Annotated in this window: 9 protein-coding genes; 7 read left to right on the top strand and 2 right to left on the bottom strand. The window is 69.3% G+C overall.

Annotated elements, in window-relative coordinates; translation table 11 throughout:
• Positions 1 to 292: 292 nt before the first annotated feature.
• A complete protein-coding gene (gene polA, locus AB6L24_RS09705) occupies positions 293 to 3,016 on the bottom strand; it encodes a DNA polymerase I (protein WP_405657111.1) in 2,724 nt (907 codons plus the stop codon).
• A gap of 224 nt (positions 3,017 to 3,240) precedes the next feature.
• Between polA and AB6L24_RS09700 the strand changes: the two genes are divergently transcribed.
• From AB6L24_RS09700 to AB6L24_RS09670, 7 genes are all read left to right on the top strand, one after another.
• Positions 3,241 to 5,520: an FdhF/YdeP family oxidoreductase gene (locus AB6L24_RS09700; RefSeq protein WP_405654205.1), complete on the top strand. Its 2,280-nt coding sequence runs from the start codon at positions 3,241 to 3,243 to the stop codon at positions 5,518 to 5,520.
• An 82-nt stretch (positions 5,521 to 5,602) separates the two neighbouring features.
• Positions 5,603 to 6,100, top strand: a complete 498-nt coding sequence (locus AB6L24_RS09695; RefSeq protein WP_405654202.1) for a PaaI family thioesterase — start codon at positions 5,603 to 5,605, stop codon at positions 6,098 to 6,100.
• A 676-nt stretch (positions 6,101 to 6,776) separates the two neighbouring features.
• On the top strand, positions 6,777 to 8,009 hold the full coding sequence (locus AB6L24_RS09690) for a branched-chain amino acid ABC transporter substrate-binding protein (protein ID WP_405654200.1): 1,233 nt from the start codon (positions 6,777 to 6,779) through the stop codon (positions 8,007 to 8,009).
• A gap of 91 nt (positions 8,010 to 8,100) precedes the next feature.
• Entirely contained in the window at positions 8,101 to 9,030 is a 930-nt protein-coding gene (locus AB6L24_RS09685) for a branched-chain amino acid ABC transporter permease (protein ID WP_380851582.1), read from the top strand.
• Positions 9,031 to 9,035: 5 nt separating this feature from the next.
• Positions 9,036 to 10,880 carry a branched-chain amino acid ABC transporter permease gene (locus tag AB6L24_RS09680; RefSeq protein ID WP_405654196.1) on the top strand — a complete coding sequence of 615 codons (1,845 nt, stop codon included), beginning with the start codon at positions 9,036 to 9,038 and terminating at the stop codon, positions 10,878 to 10,880.
• 5 nt (positions 10,881 to 10,885) lie between these two features.
• Positions 10,886 to 11,815 carry an ABC transporter ATP-binding protein gene (locus tag AB6L24_RS09675; RefSeq protein ID WP_405654194.1) on the top strand — a complete coding sequence of 310 codons (930 nt, stop codon included), beginning with the start codon at positions 10,886 to 10,888 and terminating at the stop codon, positions 11,813 to 11,815.
• The gene (locus AB6L24_RS09670) at positions 11,812 to 12,528 is read left to right on the top strand and encodes an ABC transporter ATP-binding protein (protein WP_380851588.1); all 717 of its coding nucleotides are present in this window, start codon (positions 11,812 to 11,814) and stop codon (positions 12,526 to 12,528) included. The genes AB6L24_RS09675 and AB6L24_RS09670 overlap by 4 nt, the downstream gene beginning before the upstream one ends.
• A gap of 147 nt (positions 12,529 to 12,675) precedes the next feature.
• On the opposite strand, the gene AB6L24_RS09665 is transcribed toward AB6L24_RS09670, so the two are convergent.
• Positions 12,676 to 13,329, bottom strand: a complete 654-nt coding sequence (locus AB6L24_RS09665; RefSeq protein WP_380851591.1) for an ANTAR domain-containing response regulator — start codon at positions 13,327 to 13,329, stop codon at positions 12,676 to 12,678.

Below are 13,329 nucleotides of genomic sequence, written 5' to 3'. Positions count from 1 at the left end.
CGGTCCTGTCCCGGTTCCCCAAGGTTCCACTCCGGATGCTTCTCGTTCACCGGGGGCCTGTCCAGACCACCCGGAGCCGACGAACACGGGGAGGCCGATAAGAGCCCGTCCGGCGCTTGCGGACGAGCGCGCAGCGCGATCGGCGGCGCTCCGGCCAAGGGCGCCGAACGGCCGACGCCGATTCAAAGCCCGTCCGGCGATTGAGGACGAGCGCGCAGCGCGATCAAGGGCGCCCCCGGGCAACGGAACCAACAGCCCCACGCCCAGAGGCACCCCAACCCCAAGCCGGAGGCTAATGCGCGGCCGACTCCCAGTCGGCCCCGACGCCCACCGACACATCCAACGGCGCTCGAAGCGAAACCGCCCCGGCCATCTCCCGCCGCACCAGCTCCTCCACGGCCGCCCGCTCGCCGGGAGCGATCTCCAGGACGATTTCGTCGTGGACCTGGAGCAGCATCCGCGAGCTCAGCGCCGCGTCGCGGAGCGCCCGGTCCACGTTCAGCATGGCGACCTTGACGATGTCGGCCGCCGTGCCCTGGATCGGCGCGTTCAGCGCCATCCGCTCGGCCATCTCGCGCCGCTGGCGGTTGTCGCTGTTGAGGTCGGGGAGATAGCGGCGGCGGCCGAGCATCGTCTCCGTGTACCCCGTGGCGCGGGCGTCGTCGACGACGCGGCGCAGATAGTCGCGCACCCCGCCGAAGCGCTCGAAGTAGGTGTCCATCAGGGCGCGCGCCTCGCCCGCCTCGATGCCGAGCTGCCCGGAGAGGCCGAAGGCCGAGAGGCCGTACGCCAGGCCGTACGACATGGCCTTGATCTTGCGGCGCATCTCCGCGTCGACGCCGGAGCGCTCCACGCCGAACACCTGCGAGGCGACGGTGGTGTGCAGGTCCTCGCCGGAGGTGAACGCCTCGATGAGGCCCTCGTCCTCCGACAGGTGGGCCATGACGCGCAGTTCGATCTGGCTGTAGTCGGCGGTCATCAGGGACTCGAAGCCCTCGCCGACGACGAAGCCGCGGCGGATCGCCCGGCCCTCGTCGGTGCGGACGGGGATGTTCTGCAGGTTCGGGTCCGTCGAGGACAGGCGGCCGGTGGCGGCCACCGTCTGGTTGTACGTCGTGTGGATGCGGCCGTCCGCGGCGATGGACTTGACCAGGCCCTCGACGGTGACGCGCAGCTTGGCCTGCTCGCGGTGGCGGAGCATGATCACGGGGAGTTCGTTGTCCGTCTGGGCGGCGAGCCACGCGAGGGCGTCGGCGTCCGTGGTGTACCCCGTCTTCGTCTTCTTCGTCTTGGGCAGGCCCAGCTCGCCGAAGAGGACTTCCTGGAGCTGCTTGGGCGAGCCCAGGTTGAACTCGTGGCCCGCGGCCGCGTGCGCCTCCTTCACGGCCTGCTGCACGGCGCCCGCGAACTGCTGCTCCATGGCCTCCAGATGCGCCCGGTCGGCCGCGATGCCGTGCCGCTCCAGGCGGGCCAGGAGCGTGGACGTGGGCAGCTCGACGTCGGTGAGGAGACCGGCGGCGTTGACCTCCTTGAGGCGCTCGCCGAAGGCCGTGCCCAGGTCGAGGATGGTGCGGGCCCGCACCATCAGCGCGTCGGCCTCGGCGCCTTCAGGGTCCTCGAGGTCCTCAGTGCCGAAGGCCAGTTGTCCGTCGGCCGCCGCGGGCACCAGCTCGCGGCCCAGATACTCCAGGGACAGCGCGTCCAGGTCGAAGGAGCGGCGCCCGGGCTTGACCAGATAGGCGGCGAGGGCGGTGTCCATGGTGATGCCGGCGACGCTCCAGCCGTGCTCGGCGAAGACCCGCATCACGCCCTTGGCGTTGTTCAGGACCTTGGGCCTGCCCGCGTCGGCGAGCCAGCCCGCGAAGGCGTTCTCGTCGGCCTCGTCGAGCCCCGCCGGGTCGAACCAGGCGGCCGCTCCGCCCGCCCGTCGCCCGCCACCACCCTTCTGGGGAAGCCCTGCGGGCTGCACCTCCTGATTTGCCGCGAGCGCGACCTCGGTGACCGAGCCCGTGCCGAGCTGCCAGGTGTCGACCGTGGCCAGGCCGAGCACCGCCGTGCCGTGCTCGGCGAGCCAGGGCGCCAGCTCGCCGGAGCCGAGCACCGAACCGTCCAGGTCGATGCCCTCGGCGGGCGGTGCCTCCTCGACCTCCTCGGCGCCCGGGTCGACGGCCAGGAGCCGCTCCCGCAGCGAGGGGTTGCGGATCTCCAGGGTGTCGAGGACCATCGCGAGGCCCTTGCGGTCGTACGGAGCGCGCTCCAGGTCGGCGACCCCCTTGGGCAGCTCGACGTCGCGGACCATCTCCGTCAGGCGGCGGTTGAGCTTGACCGCGTCCAGGTGGTCGCGGAAGTTCTGCCCGGCCTTGCCCTTGACCTCTTCGGCGCGCTCGACCAGCTCCGCGAACGAACCGAACTGGTTGATCCACTTCGCGGCCGTCTTCTCGCCGACGCCGGGGATGCCCGGGAGGTTGTCCGACGGGTCGCCGCGCAGGGCCGCGAAGTCCGGATACTGCGCGGGCGTCAGGCCGTACTTCTCCTCGACCTTCTCCGGCGTGAAGCGGGTCAGCTCCGAGACGCCCTTCGTCGGATACAGCACCGTCACGTGGTCGGTGATCAGCTGGAAGGAGTCGCGGTCGCCGGTGACGATCAGGACCTCGAAACCGGCCGCCTCGGCCTGCGTGGCGAGCGTGGCGATGACGTCGTCCGCCTCGAAGCCGTCGACGGCGAACCGCACGGCGTTCATCGAGTCGAGCAGCTCGCCGATCAGCTCGACCTGGCCCTTGAACTCGTCCGGGGTCTTGGAGCGGTTCGCCTTGTACTCCGTGAACTCCTCGGAGCGCCAGGTCTTGCGCGAGACGTCGAAGGCCACCGCGAAGTGCGTGGGCGCCTCGTCGCGCAGCGTGTTCGCCAGCATCGACGCGAAGCCGTAGATCGCGTTCGTCGGCTGGCCCGTCGCCGTCGTGAAGTTCTCGGCGGGCAGCGCGAAGAACGCCCGGTACGCCAAGGAGTGCCCGTCCATCAGGAGCAGGCGCGGACGCTCGCCGCCGGCGGCCGGGGTCGCCTTCTTCGCCGTCCTGGCGGCGGGCGCGGACTTCTTCTTCGATGCTGTTTCTGCCACGCCCCCGATCCTGCCACGCCCCACTGACACTCAGGCCATCTCCGTGGCCCGGGCGGCGGCTGTGTCAGCCCCGCGTGGGAGGATCGGAGACGTACGTCACGTAGGCGCTCGAAGAGGAGCAGGCCATGGCCAGCAAGCCGCCCAAGGGTGATCCGGTCCAGGACGCGCCCCAGGTCACGGACGCCCCGCACGCCGCGGCCGGGCTGCCGGCCATCGGTCACACGCTGCGCATCGCGCAGCGGCAGATGGGCGTGCGGCGCACGGCGCTGACGCTGCTTCGCGTCAATCAGAAGGACGGCTTCGACTGCCCCGGCTGTGCCTGGCCCGAGCCGGACCACCGGCACAAGGCGGAGTTCTGCGAGAACGGCGCGAAGGCGGTCGCGGAGGAGGCGACGCTGCGCCGGGTCACGCCTGACTTCTTCGCCGCGCACCCGGTCTCCGACCTCACGACGCGCAGCGGGTACTGGCTGGGCCAGCAGGGCCGCCTCACCCACCCCATGTATCTGGCGGAGGGCTCCGACCACTACGAGGCGGTGCCGTGGGAACGGGCCTTCGCCATCGTCGCCGAGGAGCTGGCCGCCCTCGGCTCCCCCGACGAGGCCCTCTTCTACACGTCGGGGCGCACGAGCAACGAGGCGGCGTTCCTGTACCAGTTGTTCGCGCGCGAGCTCGGCACGAACAATCTCCCCGACTGCTCGAACATGTGCCACGAGTCGTCGGGCTCGGCCCTCACCGAGACCCTCGGCGTCGGCAAGGGCAGCGTCCTCCTGGAGGACCTCTACAAGGCCGACCTGATCATCGTCGCCGGGCAGAACCCGGGCACGAACCACCCGCGCATGCTCTCCGCCCTGGAGAAGGCGAAGAACAACGGCGCGAAGATCATCACGGTGAACCCGCTGCCCGAGGCCGGCCTGGAGCGGTTCAAGAACCCGCAGACCCCCCAGGGCATGCTCAAGGGCACCGCCCTCACCGACCTGTTCCTGCAGATCCGCCTCGGCGGCGACCAGGCCCTCTTCCGCCTCCTCAACAAGCTGGTCCTGGAGACCGAGGGAGCGGTGGACGAGGAGTTCGTACGCGAACACACCCATGGGTACGAGGAGTTCGTGGCCGCCGCGCGCGCCGCCGACTGGGACGAGACCCTGACGGCCACCGGCCTGGACCGCGCCCGCATCGAGGAGGCGCTGCGCATGGTGCTCGCCTCCAAGCGCACGGTGGTGTGCTGGGCGATGGGCCTGACCCAGCACAAGCACGCGGTGCCCACGATCCGCGAGGTCGTCAACTTCCTGCTCCTTCGGGGCAACATCGGGCGGCCCGGCGCGGGCGTGTGCCCGGTGCGCGGCCACTCGAACGTGCAGGGCGACCGCACGATGGGCATCTTCGAGCGGCCCGCGCCCGCGTTCCTCGACGCCCTGGAGAAGGAGTTCGGGTTCGCGCCGCCGCGCCACCACGGCCTGGACGTCGTGCGTGCCATCCGGGCGCTGCGCGACGGCGAGGCGAAGGTGTTCTTCGCGATGGGCGGCAACTTCGTCTCCGCGTCGCCCGACACGGAGGTCACGGAGGCGGCGATGCGCCGCGCCCGGCTGACGGTGCACGTGTCGACGAAGCTGAACCGCTCGCACGTCGTGACGGGTGCGCGCGCCCTGATCCTGCCGACCCTGGGCCGCACCGAACGCGATCTCCAGGGTGGTGGCGAGCAGTTCGTGACCGTCGAGGACTCCATGGGCATGGTGCACGCCTCGCGCGGGCGCCTTGAGCCCGCGAGCCCGCACCTGCTGTCCGAGCCCGCCATCGTGTGCCGCCTCGCCCGGAGCGTCCTCGGCCCCGGATCGGCCACGCCCTGGGAGGAGTTCGAGAAGGACTACGCCACGGTGCGCGACCGCATCGCGCGCGTGGTCCCCGGCTTCGAGGACTTCAACGCCCGCGTCGCGGAACCGGGCGGCTTCGCCCTGCCGCACGCCCCGCGCGACGAGCGCCGCTTCCCCACGGCCACCGGCAAGGCCAACTTCACGGCCGCGCCCGTGGAGTACCCCGACCTGCCCGAGGGGCGCCTGCTGCTCCAGACGCTGCGGTCCCACGATCAGTACAACACCACGATCTACGGCCTGGACGACCGCTACCGAGGCATCAAGAACGGCCGCCGCGTCGTCCTGGTCAACCCCGACGACGCCCGCGCGCTCGGCCTCGCCGACGGCTCGTACACCGATCTGGTCAGCGAGTGGCAGGACGGCGTCGAGCGGCGCGCGCCGGGCTTCCGCGTCGTGCTCTACCCGACGGCGCGGGGCTGCGCCGCGGCGTACTACCCGGAGACCAACGTCCTTGTGCCGCTGGACGCCACGGCCGACACCAGCAACACCCCCGCCAGCAAGTCCGTGGTCGTACGCCTGGAACAATCGGCGACCGACTGAGCGTTCGCTCAGCGACGGGCGCGGCCGCCGCGGTGGCCGCCGCGGTTGTTGTCAGGTGTCGTCGACGAACGGAGCACGGCCGATGGGTGAGCAGCACACGACGAAGTTCCCGCAGGAGGTCATCGACGAGTACGCCGCGCTCGGCGTCGACCTGCCCGCCCTGTTCTCGGCCGGGAACCTCGGCCGGCGCATGGGTGTGCAGATCCTGGAGGCCGCCGCCGAGCGCGTGGTCGGCACCATGCCCGTCGAGGGCAACACCCAGCCGTACGGCCTGCTGCACGGCGGCGCGTCCGCGGTCCTCGCCGAGACGCTCGGGTCGGTCGGCTCGATGCTGCACGGCGGCAGCACGAAGATCGCCGTGGGCGTCGACCTGAACTGCACGCACCACCGCGGCGCGCGCTCGGGCCTGGTCACGGGCGTGGCCACCCCCGTGCACCGCGGGCGCTCCACGGCGACGTACGAGATCGTCATCACCGACGAGGACGGCAAGCGGGTGTGCACGGCGCGCCTGACCTGCCTGCTGCGGCCGGTCGACGCGATGCCCGGCATCGACGCGGACGGCGGCTCCCCGGCCGCCTGAGACATGCACGCGAGGCCGGAGGCCTGAGGCTCGAATCCGGGTCTCAGGCCTTCGGTCTGTCCGGATGCCCGGATAGCGGACACGGGTCGTCACCAACCGTATCCGGAGCACGCCGGAGGGGTGGCACCCGCGCACACCCGCGGACACCCGTGCGCACGCCGTGGTCTTCACCTCAAAAACAGGAGTGCTACGCAAAAACACTCCTGACCGCGCACATTCGCGAAAGCGGAAAAGTGGCACGGAATGCCTGGCTCCCTTTTTTCCGGAGTAACGCTGCGTAATGCGTGCGCAATCCGTTCGCGACCCGCGGGAAGCACATCGCGCACCGCGAAAGATCATTTCCGGGCGTTCGACTCCGCATACCCCCCGAACACGGCTGTCATGAGTGAAACCACTTAACGGTCCTGCCGGTTTCCAGGGGCGACATCTGCCGAAGCGTGCATATTCCGCCACAACCGACCCCTGCGTTCCAGCGCGGAATACTCCGTGGCATAACAAGAGCGTCACAGCCTTGGCTCGACCACTCCACCTGGATCAATTGCCCCCTTAGAGTCACGGCCAGTCACCGCGCCGCCGGGCGCGAACTGAATTGCACGGCCCGGTACCACCACCAGTACGGCCCGGCGATCTTCACGGCTCCTCCGCAGAGGGGACCGCGCCAGGGAAAGGACCCATCGTGCGAAACCGTTCCGCGCTCATCCTCACCACGGTGTTGACCACGGGGGCACTCACCCTCACCGCCTGCGGGTCGCGCGACAAGGACAAGGGCTCCGACGACAACGGCGGCGGCAAGACCACCGTCACCATCGGCTTCGACGCCCCGCTGACCGGCGACCTCTCCGCGCTCGGCATCGGCATGCGCAACTCCGCCGAACTCGCCGTCAAGACCGCCAACAAGGAGCAGACGGTCGACGGCGTCGAGTTCAAGCTGCAGCCCCTCGACGACCAGGCCCAGCCCTCCGTCGGCGGCCAGAACGCGCAGAAGTTCATCAGCAACGAGGACGTCATCGGCGTCGTCGGCCCGCTGAACTCCAGCGTCTCCCAGTCGATGCAGAAGCCCTTCAACGACGCCAACCTCACCCAGATCTCGCCCGCCAACACCGGCACCGAGCTGACCCAGGGCGACGGCTGGAAGAAGGGCGACAAGAAGCGTCAGTTCAAGACCTTCTTCCGCACCGCCACCACCGACCAGGTCCAGGGCCAGTTCGCCGCGCAGTACCTGTACCAGAAGGCGAAGATCAAGAAGGTCTATCTGATCGACGACCAGAAGACCTACGGCGCCGGCCTCGCCGCGTCCTTCAAGGACACCTTCACCTCCCTCGGCGGCAAGATCGTCGGCCAGGACCACGTCAACCCCGAGGACCGCGACTTCAAGTCCGTCGCCTCCAAGGTCAAGGGCAAGGGCGCCCAAGCCGTCTACTACGGCGGCGAGTACCCCGCCGCGGCCCCGCTCAGCCAGCAGCTCAAGGAGTCCGGCGCCGACGTCCCGCTCATGGGCGGCGACGGCATGAAGAGCGAAGAGTTCCCGAAGCTCAACAAGAAGGCCGAAGGCGACCTCGGCACCTCCGTCGGCGCGCCCGTCGAGGAACTTCCCTCCGCGAAGAAGTTCATCGCGGAATACAACAAGAACTACAAGGAAAACATGGAGACCTACGGTGGCGGCACCTACGACGCCACCTGGGCGATCATCGAAGCCGTGAAGCTCGCCGTCGCCGAGAACGACGGAGAGCTTCCCGACGACGCTCGCGAGAAGGTCCTCGCCAGCATGGCCAAGGTCAAGTTCGACGGCGTCACCGGCACCGTCTCCTTCGACCAGTACGGCGACACGACGAACACGATGATGACCGCGTACGAGATCAAGAACAACAAGTGGGAGTCGAAGTTCAGCGAGGCCTACAAGCCCCGGTAAATCCCACGCACACCCATTGACTCAAGACCGCGCGGGAAGCGCTACCAGCGCTCCCGCGCGGTGCCATATCCGAACCAACGGAGGCCCTGCGGTGAACGAACTGCCGCAACAGCTGGCCAATGGACTCATCCTCGGCGCGATGTACGGTCTCATCGCGATCGGCTACACGATGGTCTACGGAATCGTCCAGCTCATCAACTTCGCCCACGGCGAGATCTTCATGGTCGGCGGCTTCGGCGCCCTGACCGTCTCCCTGTGGCTCCCCGAGGGATTCTCGCTGCTCGCCGCGATCCCGCTCATGATCATCGGCGGCGTCATATGTTCCGTCGCCGTCGGCACCGCGGCGGAACGCTTCGCCTACCGCCCGCTACGCGGCGCCCCACGCCTGGCACCCCTCATCACCGCCATCGGCCTGTCCATCCTGCTCCAGCAGGCCATCTGGAAGTGGTACCCCGAGGCCAAGAAGGACCGCACGTTCCCGCAGTTCAGCGGCGACCCCGTGCACATCTTCGGCGCCGACATCCAGCGCGGCGACTTCTTCCTCATCATCGCCGCCCCGCTGTGCATGGTCGCCCTGGCCTACTACGTCAACAAGACCCGCACCGGCCGCGGCATGCAGGCCACCGCGCAGGACCCCGACACCGCCAAGCTCATGGGCATCAACACCGACCGCATCATCGTCATGGCCTTCGCCATCGGTGCCGCGTTCGCCGCCGTCGCAGCCGTCGGCTACGGCCTCCACAACGGCCAGGTCGGCTTCAAAATGGGCTTCATCATGGGCCTCAAGGCCTTCACCGCGGCCGTGCTCGGCGGCATCGGCAACATCTACGGCGCCATGCTCGGCGGCATCGTCCTCGGCGTCGCCGAAGCCCTCGCCACCGGCTACATGGCCGACGTACCCGGCATGGAACAGTTCGGCGGCGGCGCCTGGAAGGACGTGTGGGCCTTCGCCCTGCTCATTCTCGTCCTGCTCCTGAGGCCCCAAGGCCTACTCGGCGAACGCGTCGCGGATCGGGCGTGATACCCATGACCACGAACACCACCAAGGACTCCGGGAACCCGGGAGGCACGGGGAACAACGGCGGCACGGCCAAGACCCCCGCCGCACTCCCCACCTCCACCCTCCCCATCCCGCCGCACATCGCCCGCATCGCCGTCTACGCGGGATCCGCCGCGGCCCTCGTCGGCACCTTCCTCGCCTGGACCTGGACCACCGCCTTCCCCGGCGACCTCACCGTCACCGGCTACCCCGGCGGCCTCCAGATCATCACCCTCGTCGGCGCCGCCCTCACCCTGCTCTTCGCCCTCTCCGGGCAAGGCATCCGCGGCCTCGGCTGGCTCACCCCCGGCGGCACCAACAGCCCCGTGGTCCTGCTCAGCCTCGGCGTCCTCGGCTCCACCGGCTACACCATGGGCGCCATCGCCGAACACCTCGGCGGCATCGTCAACCTCGAACCGGGCGCCTGGGTCTCCGGCATCGGCGCGCTCGTCGCCGCCGTCGGCGCCCTCGGACTCCCCTCCGACCTGCCCGCCGACGAACCCCACCACAACCCCTGGGAACGCCTGCGCTCCAGCCTCAAGGCACCCGCGCCCCAGCGCGCCAAGACCCTGCCCGACTGGGTCGAGATCCTCATCATCGCCGCCTCGTTCGGCATCGGCCTCTACGTCTTCGCGTACGGCATCGAGGCCTACTCCGAACTCTTCATCGGCTTCCTCATCACCACCGTCTTCGGCGCCACCGCGCTCAACCGGGCAGGCCTCATCCCCCGGCTCAACGCGCTCACCGCCAAGCACCGCAACGTCACCCTGACCGCGGCGATCATCGCCGCGGCCATGTTCCCCTTCACCCAGAGCGACGCGAGCTACGCCCTCATCGGCGTCAACATCCTCATCTTCGCGACCGTCGCCCTCGGCCTGAACGTCGTCGTCGGCCTCGCCGGACTCCTCGACCTCGGATACGTCGCCTTCCTCGGCGTCGGCGCCTACACCGCCGCCCTCGTCTCCGGATCGCCCGCGTCCACCTTCGACGTCAAGTTCCCCTTCTGGGCCGCCGTCCTCACCGGCGCCGCCGCATCCCTCGTCTTCGGCATCGTCATCGGCGCCCCCACCCTGCGCCTGCGCGGCGACTACCTCGCCATCGTGACGCTCGGCTTCGGCGAGATCTTCCGCATCACCATGAACAACCTCAACGGCAGCGCGGGCCCCGACCTCACCAACGGCGCCCAGGGCATCCCGAACATCCCCGACCTGGAGATCTTCGGCTGGAACCTCGGCATCGAACACGAAGTCCTCGGCTTCACCCTCAGCAGGCCCGCCAACTACTACCTGCTGATGCTCTTCTTCACCGCCGTCGTCGTCCTGGTCTTCCGCCGCTCCGGGGAATCCCGCATCGGCCGCGCCTGGGTCGCCATCCGCGAGGACGAGACCGCCGCCACCGCCATGGGCATCAACGGCTTCCGCGTGAAGCTCATCGCCTTCGCCCTCGGCGCCACCCTCGCCGGATTCGCCGGCACCGTCCAGGCACACGTCTCGTACAGCATCACGCCCGAGCAGTACCTGTTCGCCAACACCGTGCCCCCGAACTCCGCCTTCCTGCTCGCCGCCGTCATCCTCGGCGGCATGGGCACCATCAGCGGACCCCTCATCGGCGCGGCCCTGCTCTACCTCATCCCGGCCAAACTCCAGTTCCTCGAGGACTACCAGCTGCTGCTGTTCGGCCTCGCGCTCATCCTGCTCATGCGCTTCAGGCCCGAAGGCCTCGTCGCCAACAAGCGCGCGCAGCTCGAATACCACGAGACCGACCAACTCGACGTACCCGACCAGCAGAAACTGCCCGAAGGAACCGTCGGCGCCAGCAAGGCGGGGGCGTGACCACCATGACCACCACAACCACCACCACCGTCCTCGAAGCCAGCGGCGTCACCATGCGCTTCGGCGGCCTCACCGCCGTCCGCTCCGTCGACCTCACCGTCAACAGCGGCGAGATCGTCGGCCTCATCGGACCCAACGGCGCCGGCAAGACCACCTTCTTCAACTGCCTCACCGGCCTGTACGTCCCGACCGAGGGCAAGGTCTCCTACAAGGGCACCGTGCTGCCCGCCAAACCCCACCTCGTCACCGACGCCGGCATCGCCCGCACCTTCCAGAACATCCGGCTCTTCGCCAACATGACGGTCCTGGAGAACGTCCTCGTCGGACGCCACACCAGGACCAAGGAAGGCCTCTGGTCGGCACTCCTGCGCGGCCCCGGCTTCAAACGGGCCGAAGCCGCCTCCCACGCGCGGGCCATGGAACTCCTCGAGTTCATCGGCCTCGCCCACAAGGCCGACCACCTCTCCCGCAACCTCCCCTACGGCGAACAGCGCAAGCTGGAGATCGCCCGCGCCCTCGCCAGCGAACCCGGGCTGCTGCTCCTCGACGAACCCACCGCGGGCATGAACCCGCAGGAGACCCGGGCCGCCGAGGAACTCGTCTTCGCCATCCGCGACCAGGGCATCGCCGTCCTCGTCATCGAGCACGACATGCGGTTCATCTTCAACCTCTGCGACCGCGTCGCCGTCCTCGTCCAGGGCGAGAAGCTCGTCGAGGGCACCTCCGAAGTCGTCCAGGCCGACGAGCGCGTCGTCGCCGCCTACCTGGGCACCCCCTTCGAGGGCGCCCCCGGCGCGGCGGAGGTCGCCGAGGTCGAGGCGGCCGAGGCGGAAGCGGAGGCGGCGGCCGCGCCCGCGCCCGACGACGCACCGGGCGCCACCGGCGCCGGCGACTCCGGTACCAGCACCACCGGTTCGGAAGGAAAGAGCCTGTGACCACACTGCTCGAGGTCGAGGACCTCAGGGTCGCCTACGGCAAGATCGAAGCCGTCAAGGGCATCTCCTTCAGCGTCGAAGCCGGGCAGGTCGTCACCCTCATCGGCACCAACGGCGCCGGCAAGACCACCACCCTGCGCACCCTCTCCGGCCTGCTCAAGCCGCTCGCCGGAAAGATCATGTTCGACGGGCAGCCGCTCAACGGCATCCCCGCCCACAAGATCGTCGCGCTGGGCCTAGCCCACTCCCCCGAGGGCCGGCACATCTTCCCCCGGCTCACCATCACCGAGAACCTCCAGCTCGGCGCCTACCTCCGTGACGACAAGGCAGGCATCGAGAAGGACATCCAGCGCGCCTACGACCTCTTCCCCATCCTCGGGGAACGCCGCAAGCAGGCCGCGGGCACCCTCTCCGGCGGCGAGCAGCAGATGCTCGCCATGGGGCGGGCGCTGATGTCCCGGCCCAAGCTCCTCATGCTCGACGAGCCCTCCATGGGGCTCTCGCCGATCATGATGCAGAAGATCATGCAGACCATCAGCGAGCTCAAGGCCCAGGGCACCACCATCCTGCTCGTCGAGCAGAACGCCCAGGCCGCGTTGTCCCTCGCGGATCACGGGCATGTGATGGAGGTCGGCAACATCGTGCTGTCGGGCACCGGACAGGACCTGTTGCACGACGAGTCCGTCCGCAAGGCGTACCTAGGTGAGGACTAGTCCCGCCCCGGGGGCCCCGTAAGGGGCGCGGGGAGTCGCGCGCCCAGCCCCCACAGGCCGGCAGCCAAAGGAACGACGAAGAGGGCGGTCACCCCGACACCGGGGTGACCGCCCTCTTCACCGCTCAAGGCCCAGGGGCCGGAACCCTCAGCCCTTGGCTGCCTTCTTCTCCTCCGCGTCCTCGATGACCGCCTCCGCGACCTGCTGCATCGACAGGCGGCGGTCCATCGACGTCTTCTGGATCCAGCGGAAGGCGGCGGGCTCCGTCAGGCCGTACTCCGTCTGGAGAATCGACTTCGCGCGGTCCACCAGCTTGCGGGTCTCCAGGCGCTGGGTGAGGTCCGCGACCTCCTGCTCCAGGGCCTTCAGCTCCGTGAACCGGGACACCGCCATCTCGATGGCGGGCACCACGTCGCTCTTGCTGAACGGCTTCACGAGATACGCCATGGCACCGGCGTCGCGGGCCCGCTCGACGAGATCGCGCTGGGAGAACGCGGTGAGCATGAGGACCGGGGCGATGGACTCCTCGGCGATCTTCTCCGCCGCCGAGATGCCGTCCATGACGGGCATCTTCACGTCCAGGATGACGAGGTCCGGCTTGTGCTCACGGGCCAGCTCGATGGCCTTCTCACCGTCACCGGCCTCACCGACGACGGTGTAGCCCTCCTCCTCCAGCATCTCTTTGAGGTCGAGCCGGATCAGGGCCTCGTCCTCGGCGATGACGACACGGGTCGTCAGCGGCGGCACGTGCGACTGCTCGTCGGACACGTCAGCGGGCTCGGGCGACTCGGGGGTGGTCAC

This window comes from Streptomyces sp. RK9, assembly GCF_045070545.1.
GTDB classification, from domain to species: domain Bacteria; phylum Actinomycetota; class Actinomycetes; order Streptomycetales; family Streptomycetaceae; genus Streptomyces; species Streptomyces alboflavus.
Note: the sequence above shows the minus strand (reverse complement) of the source record. Positions and strands in the feature narration are given on the sequence as shown.